The 20,294-nt window shown below is 33.9% G+C and carries 20 protein-coding genes; 13 read left to right on the top strand and 7 right to left on the bottom strand.

Going from position 1 to position 20,294, the window contains the following annotated elements; genetic code table 11:
- Positions 1 to 67 precede the first annotated feature (67 nt).
- The 4 genes from ACKX2A_RS07195 (at position 68) to ACKX2A_RS07180 (ending at position 3,169) form a co-directional block, all read left to right on the top strand.
- Positions 68 to 955 carry a ribokinase gene (locus ACKX2A_RS07195; protein ID WP_415328698.1) on the top strand — a complete coding sequence of 296 codons (888 nt, stop codon included), beginning with the start codon at positions 68 to 70 and terminating at the stop codon, positions 953 to 955.
- A gap of 91 nt (positions 956 to 1,046) precedes the next feature.
- The gene (locus ACKX2A_RS07190) at positions 1,047 to 1,886 is read left to right on the top strand and encodes an alpha/beta fold hydrolase (RefSeq protein ID WP_415328696.1); all 840 of its coding nucleotides are present in this window, start codon (positions 1,047 to 1,049) and stop codon (positions 1,884 to 1,886) included.
- A complete protein-coding gene (locus tag ACKX2A_RS07185) occupies positions 1,887 to 2,531 on the top strand; it encodes an HD domain-containing protein (RefSeq protein WP_415328694.1) in 645 nt (214 codons plus the stop codon).
- A gap of 41 nt (positions 2,532 to 2,572) precedes the next feature.
- Positions 2,573 to 3,169: a hypothetical protein gene (locus ACKX2A_RS07180; protein WP_415328692.1), complete on the top strand. Its 597-nt coding sequence runs from the start codon at positions 2,573 to 2,575 to the stop codon at positions 3,167 to 3,169.
- A 28-nt stretch (positions 3,170 to 3,197) separates the two neighbouring features.
- On the opposite strand, the gene ACKX2A_RS07175 is transcribed toward ACKX2A_RS07180, so the two are convergent.
- The 6 genes from ACKX2A_RS07175 to ACKX2A_RS07150 form a co-directional block, all read right to left on the bottom strand.
- Positions 3,198 to 3,428: a hypothetical protein gene (locus ACKX2A_RS07175; protein WP_415328690.1), complete on the bottom strand. Its 231-nt coding sequence runs from the start codon at positions 3,426 to 3,428 to the stop codon at positions 3,198 to 3,200.
- 195 nt (positions 3,429 to 3,623) lie between these two features.
- A complete protein-coding gene (locus ACKX2A_RS07170; protein ID WP_415328689.1) occupies positions 3,624 to 4,514 on the bottom strand; it encodes a DUF72 domain-containing protein in 891 nt (296 codons plus the stop codon).
- 96 nt (positions 4,515 to 4,610) lie between these two features.
- Positions 4,611 to 6,716 (bottom strand): T9SS type A sorting domain-containing protein, encoded by a 2,106-nt coding sequence (locus ACKX2A_RS07165; protein ID WP_415328688.1) that lies wholly within the window; start codon positions 6,714 to 6,716, stop codon positions 4,611 to 4,613.
- 306 nt (positions 6,717 to 7,022) lie between these two features.
- On the bottom strand, positions 7,023 to 8,681 hold the full coding sequence (locus ACKX2A_RS07160; RefSeq protein WP_415328686.1) for a ribonucleoside-diphosphate reductase subunit alpha: 1,659 nt from the start codon (positions 8,679 to 8,681) through the stop codon (positions 7,023 to 7,025).
- A 232-nt stretch (positions 8,682 to 8,913) separates the two neighbouring features.
- A complete protein-coding gene (locus ACKX2A_RS07155; protein ID WP_415328684.1) occupies positions 8,914 to 9,429 on the bottom strand; it encodes a hypothetical protein in 516 nt (171 codons plus the stop codon).
- A gap of 9 nt (positions 9,430 to 9,438) precedes the next feature.
- Complete coding sequence (locus ACKX2A_RS07150; RefSeq protein ID WP_415328683.1) at positions 9,439 to 10,413, bottom strand: ribonucleotide-diphosphate reductase subunit beta; 975 nt, start codon at positions 10,411 to 10,413, stop codon at positions 9,439 to 9,441.
- Between the two features lie 425 nt (positions 10,414 to 10,838).
- Between ACKX2A_RS07150 and ACKX2A_RS07145 the strand changes: the two genes are divergently transcribed.
- The 4 genes from ACKX2A_RS07145 to ACKX2A_RS07130 all read left to right on the top strand — a co-directional run bounded on the left by ACKX2A_RS07145 (position 10,839) and on the right by ACKX2A_RS07130 (position 15,606).
- A complete protein-coding gene (locus tag ACKX2A_RS07145; RefSeq protein ID WP_415328681.1) occupies positions 10,839 to 11,528 on the top strand; it encodes an ABC transporter ATP-binding protein in 690 nt (229 codons plus the stop codon).
- Positions 11,529 to 11,677: 149 nt separating this feature from the next.
- Complete coding sequence (locus tag ACKX2A_RS07140) at positions 11,678 to 12,907, top strand: ABC transporter permease (RefSeq protein ID WP_415328679.1); 1,230 nt, start codon at positions 11,678 to 11,680, stop codon at positions 12,905 to 12,907.
- Between the two features lie 123 nt (positions 12,908 to 13,030).
- The gene (locus ACKX2A_RS07135) at positions 13,031 to 14,302 is read left to right on the top strand and encodes an ABC transporter permease (protein WP_415328677.1); all 1,272 of its coding nucleotides are present in this window, start codon (positions 13,031 to 13,033) and stop codon (positions 14,300 to 14,302) included.
- A gap of 107 nt (positions 14,303 to 14,409) precedes the next feature.
- Complete coding sequence (locus tag ACKX2A_RS07130) at positions 14,410 to 15,606, top strand: efflux RND transporter periplasmic adaptor subunit (RefSeq protein ID WP_415328676.1); 1,197 nt, start codon at positions 14,410 to 14,412, stop codon at positions 15,604 to 15,606.
- Positions 15,607 to 15,804: 198 nt separating this feature from the next.
- Here the strand turns inward: ACKX2A_RS07130 and ACKX2A_RS07125 are convergent, their stop codons facing one another.
- Complete coding sequence (locus tag ACKX2A_RS07125) at positions 15,805 to 16,182, bottom strand: Fur family transcriptional regulator (RefSeq protein ID WP_415328675.1); 378 nt, start codon at positions 16,180 to 16,182, stop codon at positions 15,805 to 15,807.
- Between the two features lie 86 nt (positions 16,183 to 16,268).
- Here ACKX2A_RS07125 and ACKX2A_RS07120 point away from each other — a divergent pair, with 86 nt between their 5' ends.
- The 5 genes from ACKX2A_RS07120 to glyA all read left to right on the top strand — a co-directional run bounded on the left by ACKX2A_RS07120 (position 16,269) and on the right by glyA (position 20,273).
- On the top strand, positions 16,269 to 17,168 hold the full coding sequence (locus ACKX2A_RS07120) for an NAD(P)/FAD-dependent oxidoreductase (protein ID WP_415328674.1): 900 nt from the start codon (positions 16,269 to 16,271) through the stop codon (positions 17,166 to 17,168).
- A gap of 324 nt (positions 17,169 to 17,492) precedes the next feature.
- On the top strand, positions 17,493 to 17,819 hold the full coding sequence (locus tag ACKX2A_RS07115; protein WP_415328672.1) for an ArsR/SmtB family transcription factor: 327 nt from the start codon (positions 17,493 to 17,495) through the stop codon (positions 17,817 to 17,819).
- 59 nt (positions 17,820 to 17,878) lie between these two features.
- Positions 17,879 to 18,352, top strand: a complete 474-nt coding sequence (locus tag ACKX2A_RS07110; protein ID WP_415328670.1) for a DUF6428 family protein — start codon at positions 17,879 to 17,881, stop codon at positions 18,350 to 18,352.
- A 132-nt stretch (positions 18,353 to 18,484) separates the two neighbouring features.
- Positions 18,485 to 18,904: an arsenate reductase ArsC gene (locus ACKX2A_RS07105; protein ID WP_415328668.1), complete on the top strand. Its 420-nt coding sequence runs from the start codon at positions 18,485 to 18,487 to the stop codon at positions 18,902 to 18,904.
- Positions 18,905 to 19,007: 103 nt separating this feature from the next.
- The gene (gene glyA / locus ACKX2A_RS07100) at positions 19,008 to 20,273 is read left to right on the top strand and encodes a serine hydroxymethyltransferase (RefSeq protein WP_415328666.1); all 1,266 of its coding nucleotides are present in this window, start codon (positions 19,008 to 19,010) and stop codon (positions 20,271 to 20,273) included.
- Positions 20,274 to 20,294 lie beyond the last annotated feature (21 nt).

Below are 20,294 nucleotides of genomic sequence, written 5' to 3'. Positions count from 1 at the left end.
AAGACAGTTCCCAAACTATAAATTTGCCAGAATCAACACACAGATAATAAAACTAATTTAAAACACAATGAATTTCTCATCAGAACAGCCCAAAATCATCGTTGTAGGTAGCTCTTCCATCGATCTTGTTTTAGAAACGGAAAAAGTTCCATGTGCCAACGAAACGGTTATTGCCTATAATTCCGAGAGCTATTTCGGAGGAAAAGGTGCCAATCAGGCGGTTGGAGCAGCAAGGCTGGGAGCCAGCGTATATTTCATCGGCTGTGTAGGAATGGATCCTCTCGGTCAGCAAATCATGAGAAATATGGTTGGCGAAAATGTGAATGTAGGTTTTGTTTTCGAAACAGATCAGGAAGCGACAGGTACAGCCTATGTTACAACTTCCGAAGGAAACGCTGCAATTGTCGTAGTTCCTGCGGCAAATAATTATTTAAGCATCGAGCATGTTGAAGCTGCCGACAAATATTTTCACACCGCAGATCTTGTTCTTGTTCAGCTTGAAGTGCCAATGAAAGTGATTGAATATACCATTAAAAAAGCCAAAAAATATGGCAAAAAGGTTGGTTTATATGCTTCGCCGGCACAGCGATTGAGCGATGAGGTTTTAAATAATGTAGATTTTATAATAGCTAAAAGCGGCGAACTTCATATCATTTTCGGAGAAGATCAAAGAGAAGAAATTCTTAAAAAATATTTCAATAAAGTTTTTGTTCGCGACGATATAAATTCTACCATTTATTTCGATGGAACCGAGATGAAATATTGTCGTAACGATAAAGACAGAACCGTTCACAAGATGGGAATGGGAGATGCTTTTACCTCAGGGTTTGCGGTCGCTTTATGCCACGGAAATTCTATTGAGGAATGTGTGAAATTCGGAAATGAGGTTTCGGCAAGAGTTTCGGCGAAGAAAGGTTCGCAGACCGGGCTGCCTAGAGTTTCGGATTTTATTTAATACGTTATTTGCTACATATCGAAAGTTTTAAACTGAACATAAAATATAAAGTAAAATTTCCACTTTTATAGTGGATTTTTTCTTTTAAAACATGGAAAAGTTAACACTTACAACTCACGATCATATTTCACTTACAGCGCATCTTTTTTTACCTAAAAAAAGCAACCACCGACTATTGCTTATTAATTCTGCGACTGGGGTAAAACAGCATATTTATTTCTCATTTGCCCAGTTTTTTTCTGAAAAAGGATTTACAGTAATTACCTACGATTATCGTGGAATTGGACTTTCAAAACCAAAAAATATGAGAGGTTTTAATGCTTCTATGAGAATTTGGGGGTCGGAAGATTATAAAGTGGTAACAGATTATATTAAAGACAATTTTAATGATTATCAGAAATATTGTTTAGGACATTCCGTCGGAGCTTTGATTTTGGGAATGAATGAAGATTCAGAAATATTTGATGAATTTATCTTTGTAGGAACTCAGAATGCTTTTGTCGGTAATTTAAAATTCAGAACAAAAATTGAGGCTTATCTTGGATTTGGAATTGCCCAGCCTCTAACTACCGCATTGCTAGGGTATTTCCCCGGAAATTGGTTTGGACTTGGAGAAAGTCTTCCAAAAAATTGCGCATATGACTGGAGAACCTTAATTTTAAACAAGAAATCAACCAACGGTTTGTTGGAGAAAATTGATGATTATTCTAAAAATTTAACGCAAAAAGTGTTCGTCATTCGGGCAGAAGATGATGTGTGGTTAACGGAAAAAGGAGTAAAAAGTCTGTTAAATGACACGTATCCAAATCTTCAACCAACCTACAGATTAGTAAAAACTTCCGAGTCGGAAAAGGGCGAAATTGGCCACGTTAATTTTTTTAGAAGCTACAACAAAAATCTCTGGAATATTATTTTAAATGAATTGATATAAATGAAGAATCTGATCGAAAACACGGTAGAATTTGTAAAAGAAAAACTGGAAGGTGCGGAAGCTGGACACGATTGGTTTCACATCGAAAGAGTGTGGAAATTGTCAAAAAAAATTGCTGAAATAGAAGAATGTAACCAAGAAGTTGTAGAATTGGCAGCTTTGCTTCATGATATTGCCGATCCAAAATTTCACAATGGTGACGAAACCATTGCACTAAAGGTTTCCCGTGAGTTTCTTGAAAGTCAGAATGCTTCAGAACACGTTATTGAGCAGGTTTTATTTATTATTAAAAATATTTCGTTTAAAAATAGGGGGGAAGTTCCTCAGAATCTGCCGATTGAATTAAAAATTGTTCAGGATGCCGATAGAATCGATGCAATTGGAGCGATTGGAATTGGAAGAACGTTCAATTTTGGTGGTTTTAAAAACAATCCGATGTACGATCCTAATGTCGAACCTAAGCTAAATATGACCAAGGATGAATATAAAAAATCAAACGGAACGACAATCAATCATTTTTATGAAAAGCTTTTATTGTTAAAAGATTTAATGAATACCGAAAAAGGAAAGGAAATTGCTGGTGAAAGACATGATTTTATGTTAAAATTTCTCGATCAGTTTTATAAAGAATGGAATGTTGACTAGCATTGCTTCCAAAACCCTTTTAAAATAAGTATCTTTGCAGCATGGTATTCGTGATTTTAGTTATTTTCTGGGCATCGGTTTTTTCTCTTATTTTATTTAAAGTAAAAGGAGGAAAACTGGCACAGTGGGCTAAATTATTCCGAATCATAACGCTTGTTTTCTCGATTTCATTTTTTACGTATTGGTTTATCAAAAAAAGCTCTATCGGAATTGTTGAAGATTCGCTTTCTTTACAAGTGATTAACAAGCTTCCGCAGCCTTTGGATTTTTACGTAATCAATCTCAATACGCATGCAGATTCTACAAAATCTTTTGAGACAAAACATATCGGAAAAGTTCGCCCCGAATATTACCGGATCGAACACCTTAAAATGGAAAGATCCGATGAATATTGGGTTGTAGGATATTTAGGAAAAAAGAACCTTGTATATTTCTCACAACATTCCGTTCCGAACAAAAATATTGATCAGATTATTGAGGTTCAGAATTATATCAATCAAAGCGTAAGGCTTTCAGATACTGCTAAAAAGCAGATCGACGCGTATAATTATGAAAACGTAAAAATTGGGATTTGGGTGGCGTTGGATTTTCTTTTGATGTTCCTTAATCTGGTTTTACTCATTAGAAGTAGAAAATAAAGTCAATTTTTATTTTTGCTCTAATATTTTAAGGATAATCTAAAATGTGCATAACTTTTTCCTTAAGCTCTTCAGGACAATTTTTTACCAATCTATCCTTATTTTGCTTATTGATCTGGTTGGGTTTCAACCATTCCGTTACATCAGAGCTCAGGCTATTATTATCAAAATTTCTTTTTATTCTGTCATCTTCATAAAAAGTATACTCATCAGTCAACCAATTATTTGTGATGCTGATGGTGCAAATTTCCTTTTCCATGTTGTAAGTGTTTTTAGGTGTTCAAAAATCAGTTAAGTTTCCTGTACTCTCTAATTTACTAAATTTTACAATATGAAATGAGGAATTGAGACTTAATTTTTTTAAGTCCCAAAAGTGAATTATTTTTTATTAAAACTTAATTTTTTAAGATAAAAGAATCTGTTTTAGATTTAAAAAACGAAAAAATTATCGGGACTAAAATAAAGTACCTGTACTTTCAGTCGCCATTTTTGGTATTGGAAGATCAGTTTTCCAGTCGTCGTTCAATTTTTTAATGAAATATGCGGATAAAAGGGGTGAGGCTTTCTCAATATTCTGGTGAACAAAAAAATATAGATTCTGAAGACCTTCTTTTTTCCACTTTGTGAGGTGTTTCAGCCAATCATCAAGCCTTTCGTAATCGCTTTCTGCATTGGCTCCAACGTAACGGATAAATGCATTTGGAGTCGTTAATCTCATGTGAAGCATATCTCGTCTTCCCGCTGTATCTACAATGATATTTGTGATATTGTTTGCTTCAAAAAGCTCGCAGGTTGTATTTAAAATTTCCTCATCGGTAAACCATTCAGTATTTCTCAATTCGATGGCAAGAGGTACTTCTTTTGGCCAGGTTTTTACGAATTTTTCTAACCTTTCATAATCTTTTGGTTTAAAATTATCATGAAGCTGAAGAAAAACCATTCCTAATTTTTCGTCGAAATTTAGAACAGCTGTTGCAAACTGAGTCACAACATCGTCGATATTTAACAATCTTCTGAAGTGTGAAACGGTATTCGTTATTTTCGGGAAAAATTTAAAATTTTCAGGCGTTTTTTCTTTCCAGGTTTGTACCTGTTCAGGGGTTGGCATTCCGTAGAAAGTAGCGTTTAATTCGATGGAATTGAACTGAGTTCCGTAATATGTTAATTCGTCTTTAGTTCCTTTAGGATAAAATCCTTTCAAATCGGTTTTATTCCATTTTGCACATCCTATAGAAATATTTTCTAAACCTTTTTTGTTCTGGCTTAAAATTTCTTTTGTTTTTGGATGATCTTTAGGTAATGTGAAATCTATTTTTGAAGGATCTTCTACTTGCCCGAATTTCATATTTTTCGTTTTTAAGAATTAAACATTGTAACAAATATAGCACAAAAACCACAGATAAATCGATGGTTCTTGTTTAAAAAACTGCTAATATGAATGTTATTTTTTTATGATCTTTTTAGAGATCTCTGTATTGTCTGTTTTTATTTTTATGATGTAAGTTCCCGTTGGATAATCCGAAAGGTTGATTTTCATCATCTCATGATTCAAATCCTGATGGAAAGTCATTTTTCCTTGTACATCGAATATTTTTACATTTTTAATATTTTCTTCAGCTTTTATCATCACAAAATCTTTTACTGGATTTGGTGCAATTTGGATCTTATTTTTGATTTGTGAGTTATTTGTACTTAAAAAATTTCCGCAGTTGGTGGTGAATGTAATATCCGGATAAAGCAATTGTAGGTCACTTAATTGGGCGTCGTCAATACACATATGTAGATTCGTGCTATAGCCACTGTAATCGTTAAATTCCTCTATAGATCCGTTTCTAAGATTAACATAATTGAGATTTGGCATATTCCAAAACGAAAGTCCTTCGAAATTTGTTGCTGTAGAAAAATTTAATTGTGTTATTTGAGGACAATTGCTAATAAATGCAGATTTTAAATTAATATTATTTAGAGTATTCAACTGTGAAATTAAAGAGAGCGATTGTAAAGTAAGAGATTCTAAATTTAAATTATTAGAAATATCAATTGAAGACAGTAAATTATCTCCTTGAAGTTCTAATGTTTTTAAAGAAGAACATTGTGAAACATTTAAGGTATTGATTTCTGTATTATGAATAATGATTTCTTTAATACCAGGACATTGTAGTAAATTAATTGAATTTAACTCAGGAAAAATACCATCACTTTCCTGAACATAATAACCGATAGCTATTCTTTGTAAACTTGGACAATTTTGCAAGTCTAGTTCTTTCAAATGACCATTGCCATTAAAAACGAAATTTGTTAATGAGTTGCAATTTTTAGCAGTAATTTTTTGTAAATTGCTATTTACATTTGTTCCGGCTGAATCTATTGTATTTGTTTTTAAAGTGTTTAAATTCGTCAAATTACTTACATTTACTGTATTCATGGATGCACATGAATTCGTAATGTCAATATTTTCTAACGCTGTAGCTGTGCTAAAGTTTACATCGTTTGTAATAGGCTGATTGAAAGCTTTTAAAACTTTAAGTTTTGGTAATCCTGCCAGATTTAATGTAGTCACTTTTCCAAAATATACAAAACCATCTTGGTGACCGGTATATATATACCTGTTATAGTAAGCGCAATCCAGTTCTTCTAAATTGGTTAATCCGGCAATGGTAAAATCAATAGAAGGAGTATTCAGCCCTTTTATTTTTTTTAGATTTGTACAGCCATTTACATTAATATATCCTATATATAGCCCTGTCGAATAATAGTGGTCCGCATCGGTCGTAATTTCCTGTAAATTGATACAATCATTAACTGTAAGATCAATGTGTTGACCAAGATTGTTGTATGGCTCACCTGTATATCCTTCTAATGTTATTTTTGTCAGTGAGTTGATATTTGGTAGTTGTACCTTTTTTAGTGTAAAACAAGAAATAGCACGAAATGTTGTGATATTACAATTTTCAATAGAAATTTCTTTTATTGCTTTTCCTGAAATTAAAATATCACCATTTAATTGCGGACAATTTTTGAATGTTAATTTTACCCCTGCTGGTTGAATTAAATAGTAAGTATTTAGATTAACCAAAAATTGATTAACATCATGTACAGCAGAACAATTATCAAAAGAATATTTAATAGGTATTTCCTGTGCAGTTCCTGTACTGTCCGTATATGTTTCTGATCCGGTAAAAAGAATTTTTTTGATTTTGCTATTATTAACGAAACTAATTACAGCAGATTTTGTATCATGGATAAACAATTCTTCCATATTTGTAAATAGAGTAGCATCAATAATTTGATCTGGAAGTTTATTTAAAGTAGGCGTACCATTCAGTTTTATATTTAAAACTTTCACCTGCTCTGCTTCAGCAACCTGAATTTCCCCATCCCCATTTGCGTCTATTGCGATAGCATTTCCGTTCAGATCTTTTGCTATTTGATTCGCTGGGCTTGAACTCAGCAATAAAGCCTTAAACTTTGCATCAGTAAAATTAAGATTTTGGGAGTGTGCTATAGAAAAACATCCTACAGCAATCGTAAGTATAATTTTATTCATTTAGTGTGTTTTTTTCTTTATATCAAAACTCTAATTTCAGTGAAATTTCTGAGCTTGACTCTGCGAAAATAATCTTTTTTTTAATTGTAATTTTTTAAGATCTGTGTTAAATAATCTATTTATTAATCTATTTGGTTTAAAATATTTTTTATTATCTCAATCTAAAATTAAAAATAAACAAATAATAAGGTGTTGGATTTAATTTTTACGGCTGCGGAATTTTTTTCATTTTTTTTGAACATAAAAAAACACGCCTTAAAAAGCGTGCTTTTAATAAATATGTTGATGTTTATTATTTGTGAAATCTTATGCTTCGCAAGCTGAACAGGTAACGAAATTTACCATCATTTCTTTTGAAACAGAAGAACTTCTTTGATAATAAAGGGTTTTTACACCTTTTTTCCAAGCCTCGATATAAAGATAGTTTACGTCTTTTACCGGCATTGTTGATGGAATCTGTAAGTTCAGAGACTGAGCCTGATCGATGTACTGCTGTCTTTGTGCAGCCTGAGAAATAATTTCCATCGGAGAAATCTCTTTAAATGTTTTGAATACTGCTTTCTCTTCGTCGGTCAATTCTTTTAAATGCTGAACAGATCCGTGATTCAACATGATCGTTCTCCAAGTTTCCTCGTTATCAAGACCTTTTTCTTCTAATAATTTTGCCAAATACTTGTTCTTACGCATAAAATTTCCTTTTGCCAAACCAGCTTTGTAATAGTTAGAAGCAAACGGCTCGATTCCTGGAGAAGTCTGTCCCAAAATTGCAGAACTTGAAGTTGTAGGCGCGATCGCCATTGTTGTTGTATTTCTCAATCCGTAACCCTTCAACAACTCCGGTTCTCCGTAGATATTTGCCAATTCTCTTGACGCCTGATCTGCCTGTTCTTTGATATGTCTGAAAGCTCTCGCATTGAACTGAGTCGCCTCAAAACTTTCAAACGGAATCATATTTTTCTGTAAATACGAGTGGTATCCTAAAACTCCCAATCCTAGTGCTCTGTGACGCATTGCGAAGTTTCTTGCTCCCTGTAAATAATAATTTCCTTCTGTTTTTTCGATGAATTCTGATAAAACGGCATCTAAGAAATAGATCGCTAATTTTACAGCATCTGTATCTTTCCACTCATCATACAACTCTAAGTTCATTGATGATAAACAGCAGATGAAAGATTCTTCTCTTGTAGAAGGAAGCATGATTTCAGAGCAAAGGTTACTTGCATTTACAGTAAGTCCTAAGTCTTTGTAAACCTGTGGCTTATTTCTGTTTACGTTGTCTGTAAAGAAAATGTATGGAAGACCTTTCTGCTGGCGGCTTTCCAAAACTCTAGCCCAGATTTTACGTTTATCCATATCACCATCGATCATGTCCTGCATCCAGTAATCAGGAACACAAATTCCTGTAAATAGGTTCTGAATCGGGCTTCCGATGTCTTTAATTGATAAAAACTCTTCAATATCTCCGTGGTCGATATCCAGATAAGCAGCAAAAGCTCCTCTTCTTACACCGCCTTGAGAAACGACATCCATTGCTGTATCAAACAACTTCATGAAAGAAACAGCTCCCGAAGATTTTCCGTTGTCTGTTACGGCAGTACCTCTGTTACGAAGTTCTCCGAAATATCCTGAAGTTCCACCTCCGATTTTCGTCTGCATGATAACTTCACCCATTTTATGAGTAATTCCTTCGATGCTGTCCGGAATGTGAACGTTGAAACAAGAAATAGGAAGACCTCTTTGCGTTCCCATGTTTGCCCAAACCGGCGATGAGAAACTGATCCATCCTTTCGTGATCATTTCCTTGAAAGCAGGCTGAAGTTCTGGTTTATATAATTTTTTAGCAGCAGCAGTGGTGATTCTGTCGATTGCTCCATCTACAGTTTCTCCTTTTAGAAGATAACCTCTGTTAAGCATTTGCTCAGACTCCTCGTTGAGCCACCATATATTGTTGTTCTGTTCTTCCATAGTTGTTGTATATTTTCGAATTCCCGAACGGTTTTAAGGCTCAGGAATTTTGTTGTTTATATTAATTAAAAACCTCTAGCGTATACGAGTTTAATAGCGCTATTTTTTTATTATTGAAGTTTATTTGTGATAAATTATTTTTTCACAATAGGTAAATCTTCACTCTTTTCTCTCCTATCACCTGGTAATTGAGGTCGAGGTTTTGGCTCTGATGGCTTATTATTAGTATTACTCATTTCAATAAATTAATTAAAGTGATTATTATTATATTAATTATTGTAATTATAAAATTGATAATTATAAATCTTCTTGCTCGAAATAGGCTATCTCCTCTTTTTTCATTAATTAAAGTTGATTCATCAGCATATATCACTAATTTTTCTTTAACAACTTCTTCTAAATTTATTTTGTCATTATCGTCTTCACAATCCTTATTAAATAATTCAATTTCTCGATATTTTGACATTAAATCAAAGTGAGGATAATCGAATCCTTTAAGAAGGTTATTACTAGCCAAAAATATAAAATAAGAAGAAATTAGGATTAGCACAACACTCAATGATAAAAAGACAATGACTAACCAGTCTGAAAAATTCCATCTTGAATTGAAAGTGTAAGTTTTTAGAATATAAGAATTCAATCCCATTATCAATGTTAAAACAAGTATAGGGAGATTCATTGCGCTATCTAAATCAACTCGTCTTTTCTGTTCTCTTTCGAACTTGTTTTTGTAAAAATCTAAATTCAATTTTATTAATTAAAACAAATCGTTCGCAGTAATACTCTTATCGTGTTTTGTATAATCTACTGGTCTTTTCGCAAAGAAATCGTCCATAGAGTTGGCAAAAACTTCTTCTTCGAACCAAACCATCGGTCTGTATTGTTCCGGAGTTACGTTGTATCTAGTTTTCATGTTGATTTTCTTTAAACTATCATCAACACGGTATTTCATGAAGTTTAATAGATCTTCTTTAGATACATTATCGATTTCTCCCAATTCGAAGATCCAACTTAAAATATCACCTTCTCTTTCGATAGATTCGTCAACCAAAGTATAAATGTCTTCGATATCGCTGTCTGTTAAAAGATCAGGTTGCTCTTCACGGATTTTGTTAATTAAATAAATTCCGGCGTTTGCGTGAATTTGTTCATCTACAGAAGTCCATGCAATGATATTGGAAACATTTTTCATGAATCCCTTAAATCTTGTGAAAGAAAGGATGATGGCAAACTGTGAGAAAAGAGATACATTTTCTACCAAAATACTGAATAGCAATAATGCAGAAACATATTCTTTAGGCGTTGCAGAATTGGCATGTTTCAGAGCATTTCCTAAAAACTCGATTCTGCTTTTTACGGCAGGAATTTCAACAACGTTCAGAAACTCGTCATTATATCCTAAAACCTCCAATAGACGGGAGTACGCTTCCGAATGACGGAATTCACATTCTGCAAAAGTAGCTCCCAAACCGTTCAGTTCAGGCTTCGGCATGTGAGTGTATAAATTTCCCCAGAATGTCTTTACAGACACCTCGATCTGTGCAATGGCTAAAAGTGCATTTTTTACAGCATGCTTCTCGTGCGGCTCCAACTGCGAATGAAAATCCTGAACATCTGCAGTAAAGTCCACTTCCGAATGCACCCAAAACGATTTGTTGATCGCCTCTACGAATTGAAGAACCTCAGGGTATTCAAATGGCTTATAACTTACTCTTTTATCGAAAATTCCCATGTTAAAATGTCTTTAAATTAAATTAATTTGATCAATGTTGATAAGTTCAAAAAATAACCAACACTTTGATTTGTTGTAACTTATGAATAAAAGTTATTAACAGAGAATGTGTGTTTATCTTTTGTGATGTGCAAGCACAAAGTTAGAAAACAAGAACTGTAATTAAAAGGGGAAAACACTAATTCGTTGAGTTTTAACCTTAAAAGTTTTCCACATTTGCACGGAAAGCCCTTAAATATTGACTTACAAACCTTTACTGTGGAAAAATAGATGTTATCAGCAACTTAGTATTAAACAAAAAAATATAAAAGCCTATGGATAAAGGTTTAAATAGTTAAACATTAAATTATTTAAAGAAATTTTTATTCTTCGTAACAAATTAAAAATTATATCTACTTATTGGGTATAAAATCATACATCACTTAATGTTAGTAATTCAGGATTTACATAAATCGTACGATACAGGAAAGAGTAAGCTGCACGTTCTCAAAGGTATTAATCTTAATATCGCTGAAGGTGAATTCGTTTCTATCATGGGAAGTTCCGGCTCCGGAAAGTCTACCCTTCTTAATATTATTGGTATTCTTGATGAGAAAGATTCAGGAACTTACGAATTGGACGGAGTTCCGATCGAGCATTTGTCTGAAGTAAAAGCTGCAGAGTACAGAAGTAAGTTTTTGGGATTCATTTTCCAGTCATTTAATTTGATTGGATATAAAACTGCACTGGATAATGTTGCCCTTCCTTTGTATTATCAAAATGTTCCGAGAAAAGAGCGTGAGAGAAAAGCCATGGAATATCTTGAAAAGGTAGGTCTTGCACAATGGGCAAATCATTTACCGAATGAACTTTCCGGAGGACAAAAGCAAAGAGTTGCCATCGCAAGAGCTTTGATTACCAATCCGAAAGTTGTACTTGCCGATGAACCAACCGGAGCATTGGATTCTAAAACAACACATGATATTATGAAGCTTCTTCAGGATATTAATAATGAAGGAAAAACAATTATCGTTGTAACCCACGAACCCGACGTAGCCGCACAGACAAAAAGAAATGTCATCCTGAAAGACGGAATTATTGAAAGTGATGAGTTTATTAAGCAGTTGGTGCTGTAAGGTGAATTGTCAATTTTGCTTCGCAAGTGAATTTTTATAAGATGATAGGATTGAGGCTTTATGCAAAGAATTGACAACGAAGTTAATTGCTTCAAAGAAAATTTGCAGCGCAGCTAATTCATTTTTTTACAAAGTAAAAAACAAAAAATATGTTCGACCTAGATCGTTGGCAGGAAATATTCAGTTCGATTCGCAGTAATGTATTGCGAACGGTGCTTTCTGGTTTTACCGTGGCTTTGGGATTATTTATTTTCATTGTGCTTTTCGGGATTGGAACGGGATTGCAGAATGCCTTTACAGAAGGATTTGCAAGAGATGCCCAAAACCTGATTACCATTGTTACAGGGAAAACCACAATTGCTTACAATGGACTTCAATCTAACCGACAAGTAACCATGAACAACGACGACTACGATTTTTTGGTAGGCGTTGATAAAGAAAAAGTAGGAAGCTCCACTCCAAGATATACCACAAATTTATTGGTAAAATACGGTAAAGAAAGTGGAAATTATCAGATTAATGGAGCACAGCCGGAAGAACAAATCATCGAGAACCGAAAAATGTTGGAAGGACGTTATTTGTCGCCGACAGATTTAAACAGAAAACAAAATGTAGCCGTAATCGGAAGGATGGTTCAACGTGACTTGATTAAAAACGGTAGCCCGGTTGGAAAAGAATTAGATATCAATGGAACCATGTTCAAAGTTGTTGGAGTTTTCTCCGACGACGGTGGTGACTGGGACGAAAGACATATTACAGTTCCGATCACGACTTTACAACAAATGAAAAAAGGTTCGGATACAGTAACAACCAATTTCATTGCTTATGATGAAAAACTGGATCCGCAACAGGCTATAAAATATGGTGATGAATTAAAAGAAAGATTAAAAGCCAGAAAAAACGTAGCTCCCGACGATGAAAACGGAGTAAGAGTCTGGAATAACGCTCAAAACATGAATGATACATTTACTTTCATGGCGGTTCTTACGGCAATTGTCGGATTTATCGGAATGGGAACATTGTTGGCGGGAATTATCGGAATCAGTAACATCATGGTGTATATCGTGAAAGAAAGGACCAAAGAAATCGGGGTGCGAAAAGCAATTGGTGCAAAACCAAGAAGCATTGTTGCTTTGATTGTTCAGGAAAGTGTTGTAATAACCGTGATTTCAGGATTTGTAGGCGTAGGAATCGGAGTTTTGACTTTAAATTTAATTGGAAACAGTCTCGAAGAATATTTCATTAAAAGTCCGAGTGTGGGTTGGGGAACAATCTTTATGGCATTCATCGCCTTGGTTTTTTCAGGATTGATTGCAGGATTTGTTCCGGCATACAGAGCATCAAAAATAAAACCGATTGAAGCATTGAGAACAGAATAAGAAAGATGAATGGTGAATCGTCATTTTGCTTACCAGTGAATTTTTGAAAGCGAAAATTGATAATGAGGTTAATTACTTCAAAGAAAAATTCACTTTTATATTATAAAAAATTGACATCAGGAAATGAATATCATATTTAAAAGAGATACGTGGCAGGAAATTTATTATTCGTTGAGGAATAATAAGCTTCGAACATTCCTTACCATGATTGGAGTGGGCTGGGGTATGTTTTTGTATGTAAGTTTGCTTGGGGCAGCAAAAGGAATGGAAAATGGTTTCGACAAATTATTTTCAGGATTTGCGACCAATTCTATTTTCCTTTGGGCACAAAATACATCTATTCCATACGACGGTTTTCCCAAAGGAAGACAGGTACATTTGCATCTTACCGATATGGATATGTTGAAAAGAAAAATTTCGGATATCGATTATATTTCTCCTCAGAATGCAAGAGGAAGTTTCACAGGAACTCCGGGAGAATCTATGTCGAGGAACGGTAAAAACGGGACGTATTCTCTATCGGGAGATTATCCGGTTGGAAATAAAATTTCAGAAAAAAAACTGATTTTCGGAAGATATATCAACGATGCCGATGTTTCAGGAAATAAGAATGTAGCCGTAATCGGTGAAGAAATTTATAAAAACTTTTTCGATTCTAAAAAGCAGGAAAATCCACTTGGAAAATCAATTAATATTAAAGGTATTTTCTTCAACGTAATCGGAGTTTTCAGAGTGAAAAAAGGTGGAGGTTTTGAGAATGACCAAACTGTGTTTATTCCACTTTCCACGTATACGAAAATGTACAATGCGGGAGACCAGATTGATATGTTTGCAATTGTGAGTAAACCAAATGCAAACGTTAATGCGGTTGAAGAAAACGTAAAATTAGAATTAAAAGCAAAAAATAAAGTTTCACCTGAAGATACGAATGCTTTTGGAAGTTTCAACCTTGGAAAAGAATTTAAAAAACTGACAGGCTTTCTAACCGGAATGCAGCTTTTAACAATCATCGTGGGAACATTAACGATCCTTGCCGGAGTTATTGCGATTTCAAATATTCTTTTAATTACTGTAAAAGAAAGAACAAAAGAGATCGGAATCAGAAGAGCATTAGGCGCAAAACCGGCTGAAGTAAGAAATCAGATTTTGTTGGAAAGTGTTGTGATCACGCTGTCATCCGGATTGCTCGGATTTATGTTCGGAATTTTTGTCTTAATGATTTTAAATATGTTAACCCAGGGGCAGGACGCATTTCCATTCTATAATCCGACTGTAAACTACGGAAACGTATTTGCAGCGATGGCAGTAATGGTATTTTTAGGATTAATTATCGGAATGATTCCCGCGCAGAGAGCCGTTAAAATAAGACCAATTGAAGCATTAAGAACAGAATAAGAATTATGAGTTGAAAATTATGAGTTATGAGTCTTCGAGCGAATAATTTTAAATCATTTAATTAAATAAAAAAAGAAAAACCACTTAATAAAAAATAAACTATACATATGAAAAAGAAATTCACTTGGAAAAAAGCCATTTATATTGTCTTGGGGCTTTTATTTGCAGTGGCGCTGTTCTCAGGGATCGGATATCTTATAAAATCGAATTCTAAAGAGAGCGAGGCTTTCCTTACCCGCAAACCAACCGTTCAGAATATGGATGATAAGGTGATGGCTACAGGAAAAATTGTTCCTAAAGAAGAGATCGAAATCAAACCAAACATAGCAGGGATTATCGACAAAATTTTGGTGGATGAAGGCGATAAAGTAGAAGTTGGACAGTTGATCGCAACCGTGAGAATCGTTCCGAATCTTTCCGATGTAAACAGTGCTCAGCAAAATGTGGATAATCAACAATTACAAATAAGCAATGCTAAATTGAATGTTGATAACATGCGCAAGCAATTTGAGATGCAGGAAAGATTGTATAAGCAAGGTGTGGCTTCAAAACAGGAATATTTGAATTCTCAGCAACAATTATATTCTACACAGCAAACGTTGAAAAATGCTCAACAAGCATTGGTTACAGCTCAAAAGACTTTACAGATTGCAAAAACGGGCTCAACTCCGGAATTACAGGGTTTGGCAACAACTCAGATCCGTTCTAAGGCTTCAGGAACTGTTCTTGAAGTGCCTGTAAAAGTGGGAAGTCAGGTAATCGAAGCCAATTCTTTCAACGCAGGAACTACGATTTGTTCAATTGCAGACTTGAATTCATTGATTTTCCAAGGTGAAATCGACGAAGCTCAGGCTGGAAAATTAAAACAAGGAATGGATATGAACATCGTAATCGGTGCTCTTCAAAACAAAACATTCCCTGGAAAACTTACGATGATCGCTCCAAAAGGAAAAGACACAAGTGGAACCATTAAATTCCCGGTTGAAGGTGATGTGAACAATCCAAACAACGAATATATCAGAGCAGGATTCTCTGCGAATGGAGAAATTGTTTTGAGTTCTCAGAAAAACGCTTTGTTATTGGATGAATCATTGGTTCAATACGAAAAGAAAAACGGAAAAGACACTCCTTTTGTTGAGGTAAAACAGAAAGATGGTAAATTCAAGAAAGTGTACGTAAAACTTGGTGCAAGTGACGGGATCAACGTGCAGATTTTATCAGGAATTGATAAAAATGCAGACGTAAAAGTTTGGAATCCTTCCGATAAAGACAAAGAAGAATTAAAAGAAAAATCAAAAAAATAGTAAACTAACTATATATTTTTTAAACTTGAGTCCTGAGATTTTTTCTCAGGATTTTTTTTGAAATTTAAATTTAAAAATGTCATTTCGACGCAGGAGAAATCTATCAACAATCAACAAGAAAACATCAACTATTGGAAAGCAGGGATAATATTGTTTATTTGTGGAGTCGTTAGTGTAATTTGTTTTCAGAGTTAACAATCAATTCGAACAATCCGCACAGTACCCCGAAATAAACCCATTAAAATTCACCGATTGATAACCTTGCGGGAGTTTTACTTCCATTTCATTGGGCAGACATTCGATCTTTCCACAAGACAAGCATTTGAAATGAAAATGATTATGCTTGTGTTTTTTCTCCGTACAATTTAAGCAAATGGCAAAATAATATTTCCCGTCATCGCCTAGAATTTTGTGAACAATTCCGTCTTCACAAAAACTATTCAGCACTCTGTAAATCGTTGCGCGATCTACAGCTTCACCTAATTCTTTCTGTAAAATTTCCTGACTCAATGCCGATTTTGAATTCTTCAAAGAATCTAAAATCAATTGTTTCGTGATGGTATTTCTCTTTGCCATGTTACAAAGATAAAAATTATTATTGCGATTAAGTCGCATTAGTGAAAATTTATTCTAACTTTGCAACAACCTACAATCCAAAAACTATGAAGCAAAATTTTGATGTTATTATACTAGGAGGAAGTTACGCCGGATTATCCGCGGCAATGTCTTTAGGAAGATCTTTACGAAATGTTTTAATCATCGATAGCGGAAAACCTTGCAACCGACAAACTCCACATTCTCACAATTTTATTACACATGATGGAAAAACGCCACAAGAAATTTCCGATTTAGCGAAAGAACAGGTTTTGAAATATGAAACAGTAAAATTTCATGATGGAGTAGTGGTAAAAATGGAAAAAGATTCTGAAAACTTTACTATTAAAACTGAAAACGGAGAAATATTTAATGCTAAAAAGATAATTCTTGCTTCAGGAATTAAAGACATTATGCCCAATATTTATGGATTTTCAGATTGTTGGGGAATTTCTATCATTCATTGTCCGTACTGTCATGGATATGAAGTGAAAGGTGAAACAACAGGGATTCTTTCCAATGGAGATATGGCGTTTGAGTTTTCAAAACTGGTTTTTAATTTAACAAAAGATCTGACATTATTCACTAATGGAAAATCAACCTTAAATGAAGAACAGGTTGAAAAGTTTAATCAAAATAAAATCAACATTATTGAAGATGAAATAGAAAAAGTTCAACATGAAAACGGACACATTCAGAAAATCATTTTTAAAAATGGAAAGGAAGTTTTGTTACAAGCATTATATGCGAAAATTGGTTTCGAACAAAACATTAATGTTAGTGATCTCGGAATTGAATTAAATGAAAATGGATTCATCAAAGTTGATATGATGCAGAAAACAAATATTCCCGGAGTTTTTGCATGCGGAGATAATGTTACCATGATGCGATCTGTTGCCAATGCCGTTGCACAGGGGAATTTTGCAGGAGCTGTTGTGAACAAAGAGCTTTCAGACGAAGAATTTTAGAATTTTACATATAAAAGCTGTATAAACTAAATTTTTATTTAACCACAAAAGTCACAAAAGCGATGTATACAGCTTTTATTAGATAATCAAAAGCGCTCAAAAAATAAAAATCAAAGATTTTTAAACTTATGTTGTCTTTTTTTCACGCTTAATAATAAGCTTTAAATAATTTTCTAAAAACTTTTGTGACTTTTGTGGTTAAATAAAAGTTTAAACGAGTTTATAATTATTTTAAGTTCCTTTCAATTTTTTTTGAGAGGATTTTTTTGAAATTACTTTGTTATAAAAATTTATTATCGTAATATTGCGATATAGTTTTGAATCATGGGAGCAACCAAAACCGACTTTTTTACCGAACAGCAAAACAAAATGGCAACGATTGCAAAGGCATTGGGACATCCAGCAAGAATTGCGATTATTGAATATTTGTTGAAAGTAAATGAATGCATTTGTGGAGATATCGTAAGCGAGCTTCCTTTGGCACAACCTACTGTGTCTCAACATTTGAAAGAATTAAAGAATGCGGGTTTAATTAAAGGAAATATTGAAGGAAATTCAATTTGTTATTGTATAGATGAAAAAGCATTTGAGGTTTTGAATGTCTTTTTTTCTAATATTATTTCAACTGTACAAAAGCAAAACTGTTGCTAAAATTTTTTGCAATTAATTATCGTAATATTGCGATATTGTAATTTAAAATAAACTAAAATATGACAATAGAACAAATCAAAGAAATCCTTCCAACATTGAACAATGTGGAATTTGAACTTGAAAACGGACAATTTGTACCGGAACATTTTCATGTTACAGAAATCGGAATGGTTACTAAAAACTTTATCGATTGTGGTGGAACGATCAGAAAAGAAGAAAAAGTAAATTTTCAACTTTGGAACGCCGATGACTATGAACATCGTTTAAAACCGGGAAAATTACTTCATATTATTCATCTTTCAGAAGAAAAATTAGGAATAGGAAATTTTGAAATTGAAGTAGAATATCAGGATACAACAATTGGAAAATATGATCTTGAGTTTAACGGAAAAAATTTCGTTTTAAAAAATAAGTTAACGGCATGTCTTGCGCAAGACGCTTGCGGAATTCCTCCACAAAAACAAAAAGTGAATCTAAGTGAACTATCCGGAAATAAACAAAATGCTTGTTCGCCTAATTCCGGTTGTTGCTAGACCATGAAAAATGCATTCATTAAATACAGAAAACTATTAATAATCACAACCTCAGTTATTGTTTTGCAACTCATTTTTGGATTCGATCCAAAATTTTGCATCATTAATATCATTTGGTTATTTGTTTAAAATATGAAAAAGAAAATATTGGTACTTTGTACCGGAAATAGCTGTAGAAGCCAAATTGCAGAAGGTTATTTAAGATATTTCGCTCAGGAAAAAGCAGAAATTTATAGCGCAGGAATTGAAACCCATGGAGTAAACCCAAAAGCGATTGCAACGATGAAAGAAGATGGCATCGATATTTCTAATCACACATCTAATAATATTGATGAATATCGAAACATCGATTTTGATTTTGTCATTACAGTTTGTGACAATGCAAAAGAGAACTGCCCTTATTTCCCGACAAAAGCAAAAATTTTTCATCATAATTTCCAAGATCCTGCAAAAGCTGCAGGAATGGAAGAAGAAATTAATAAAACATTTGGTAAAGTACGTGATGAGATTAAAAATTATTGTGAAAATTTCATTAATAACGAGCTTTCGTAGGATTTTATTAAATTTTAAAACAAAAAATCATATTTCGCAATACCAAATTCTCAAAGGATTTTCCGTACATTTGGGGTGAAAAATTTCTAAAACTAAAAGTAAAATGGACATTATTTTCGACCTGATTGAAAAAGAGAGACAAAGACAAACGCATGGTATTGAGATGATTGCATCAGAAAACTTTGTTTCTGATAATGTAATGAAAGCGATGGGAAGCGTATTGACTAATAAATATGCAGAAGGATATCCCGGTAAAAGATATTACGGAGGGTGTGAAGTTGTAGATGAGGTTGAAACTTTGGCAATCAACAGAGCTAAAGAACTTTTCGGAGTAGATTATGTAAATGTTCAGCCACATTCTGGTTCTCAGGCAAATGCGGCGATTTACTTAGCTGTTTTAAAACCTGGAGATAAAATCATGGGAATGGATCTTTCGATGGGAGGTCACCTTACTCATGGTTCGTCTGTGAATTTCTCTGGTATTCAGTACGATGTAGTTTCTTACGGAGTTCAACAGGAGACTGGTCTTATCGATTACGATCAAATGAGAGAAGTTGCTTTGAGAGAAAAACCCAAAATGCTAATCGCTGGTTTCTCGGCTTATTCAAGAGATTTGGATTATGCTAAATTTAGAGAAGTTGCTGATGAAATTGGAGCTACACTTTGGGCAGATATCGCTCACCCGGCAGGTTTGGTGGCAAAAGGTCTTTTAAATAATCCATTTGAACATTGTCATGTTGTAACAACTACGACTCACAAAACTTTAAGAGGTCCAAGAGGAGGAATGATTATGATGGGGAAAGATTTTGAAAATACTTACGGTCACAAAACACCAAAAGGAGAAATCAAAATGATGAGTCAGGTTCTTGATGGAGCTGTTTTCCCAGGAATTCAAGGAGGTCCGTTAGAGCATGTAATTGCTGGTAAAGCGGTTGCTTTCGGTGAAGCTATTGATGATAAATTCCTAACGTATGCTAAACAAGTCCAGTCTAACGCTCAGGCTTTAGCTAAAGCAATGATCGACAGAGGATTTGACATCGTAAGCGGTGGTACTGATAATCACCTGATGTTGGTTGACCTTAGAAATAAAAACGTAAACGGTAAAGAAACTGAAAAAGCGTTGGTTCTTGCTGATATTACTTGTAACAAAAACATGGTTCCGTTTGATGATAAGTCGCCATTCACGACTTCCGGAATCAGATTGGGAACTGCTGCTATCACCACGAGAGGATTAAAGGAAAATGATATGGATACTATTGCAGGATTTATTTCTGAAGTTGTTGATAATATTAAAAATGAGGAAGTTATATCTTCTGTAAGAAAGAAAGTAAATGAATTAATGGAAGGTAAAGCATTATTTAATTATTAACAATTATCTTCGTTATAAAAA

Origin of the sequence: Chryseobacterium sp. MMS23-Vi53 (genome assembly GCF_047651245.1) — a bacterium.
Taxonomy (GTDB): Bacteria; Bacteroidota; Bacteroidia; order Flavobacteriales; family Weeksellaceae; genus Chryseobacterium.
Note: the sequence above shows the minus strand (reverse complement) of the source record. Positions and strands in the feature narration are given on the sequence as shown.

Coding starts and splice junctions, on each gene's coding strand:
- ACKX2A_RS07195 (WP_415328698.1), top strand. CDS start 68: ATGAATTTCTCATCAGAACAGCCCAAAATCATCGTTGTAGGTAGCTCT.
- ACKX2A_RS07190 (WP_415328696.1), top strand. CDS start 1,047: ATGGAAAAGTTAACACTTACAACTCACGATCATATTTCACTTACAGCG.
- ACKX2A_RS07185 (WP_415328694.1), top strand. CDS start 1,887: ATGAAGAATCTGATCGAAAACACGGTAGAATTTGTAAAAGAAAAACTG.
- ACKX2A_RS07180 (WP_415328692.1), top strand. CDS start 2,573: ATGGTATTCGTGATTTTAGTTATTTTCTGGGCATCGGTTTTTTCTCTT.
- ACKX2A_RS07175 (WP_415328690.1), bottom strand. CDS start 3,428: ATGGAAAAGGAAATTTGCACCATCAGCATCACAAATAATTGGTTGACT.
- ACKX2A_RS07170 (WP_415328689.1), bottom strand. CDS start 4,514: ATGAAATTCGGGCAAGTAGAAGATCCTTCAAAAATAGATTTCACATTA.
- ACKX2A_RS07165 (WP_415328688.1), bottom strand. CDS start 6,716: ATGAATAAAATTATACTTACGATTGCTGTAGGATGTTTTTCTATAGCA.
- ACKX2A_RS07160 (WP_415328686.1), bottom strand. CDS start 8,681: ATGGAAGAACAGAACAACAATATATGGTGGCTCAACGAGGAGTCTGAG.
- ACKX2A_RS07150 (WP_415328683.1), bottom strand. CDS start 10,413: ATGGGAATTTTCGATAAAAGAGTAAGTTATAAGCCATTTGAATACCCT.
- ACKX2A_RS07145 (WP_415328681.1), top strand. CDS start 10,839: ATGTTAGTAATTCAGGATTTACATAAATCGTACGATACAGGAAAGAGT.
- ACKX2A_RS07140 (WP_415328679.1), top strand. CDS start 11,678: ATGTTCGACCTAGATCGTTGGCAGGAAATATTCAGTTCGATTCGCAGT.
- ACKX2A_RS07135 (WP_415328677.1), top strand. CDS start 13,031: ATGAATATCATATTTAAAAGAGATACGTGGCAGGAAATTTATTATTCG.
- ACKX2A_RS07130 (WP_415328676.1), top strand. CDS start 14,410: ATGAAAAAGAAATTCACTTGGAAAAAAGCCATTTATATTGTCTTGGGG.
- ACKX2A_RS07125 (WP_415328675.1), bottom strand. CDS start 16,182: ATGGCAAAGAGAAATACCATCACGAAACAATTGATTTTAGATTCTTTG.
- ACKX2A_RS07120 (WP_415328674.1), top strand. CDS start 16,269: ATGAAGCAAAATTTTGATGTTATTATACTAGGAGGAAGTTACGCCGGA.
- ACKX2A_RS07115 (WP_415328672.1), top strand. CDS start 17,493: ATGGGAGCAACCAAAACCGACTTTTTTACCGAACAGCAAAACAAAATG.
- ACKX2A_RS07110 (WP_415328670.1), top strand. CDS start 17,879: ATGACAATAGAACAAATCAAAGAAATCCTTCCAACATTGAACAATGTG.
- ACKX2A_RS07105 (WP_415328668.1), top strand. CDS start 18,485: ATGAAAAAGAAAATATTGGTACTTTGTACCGGAAATAGCTGTAGAAGC.
- glyA (WP_415328666.1), top strand. CDS start 19,008: ATGGACATTATTTTCGACCTGATTGAAAAAGAGAGACAAAGACAAACG.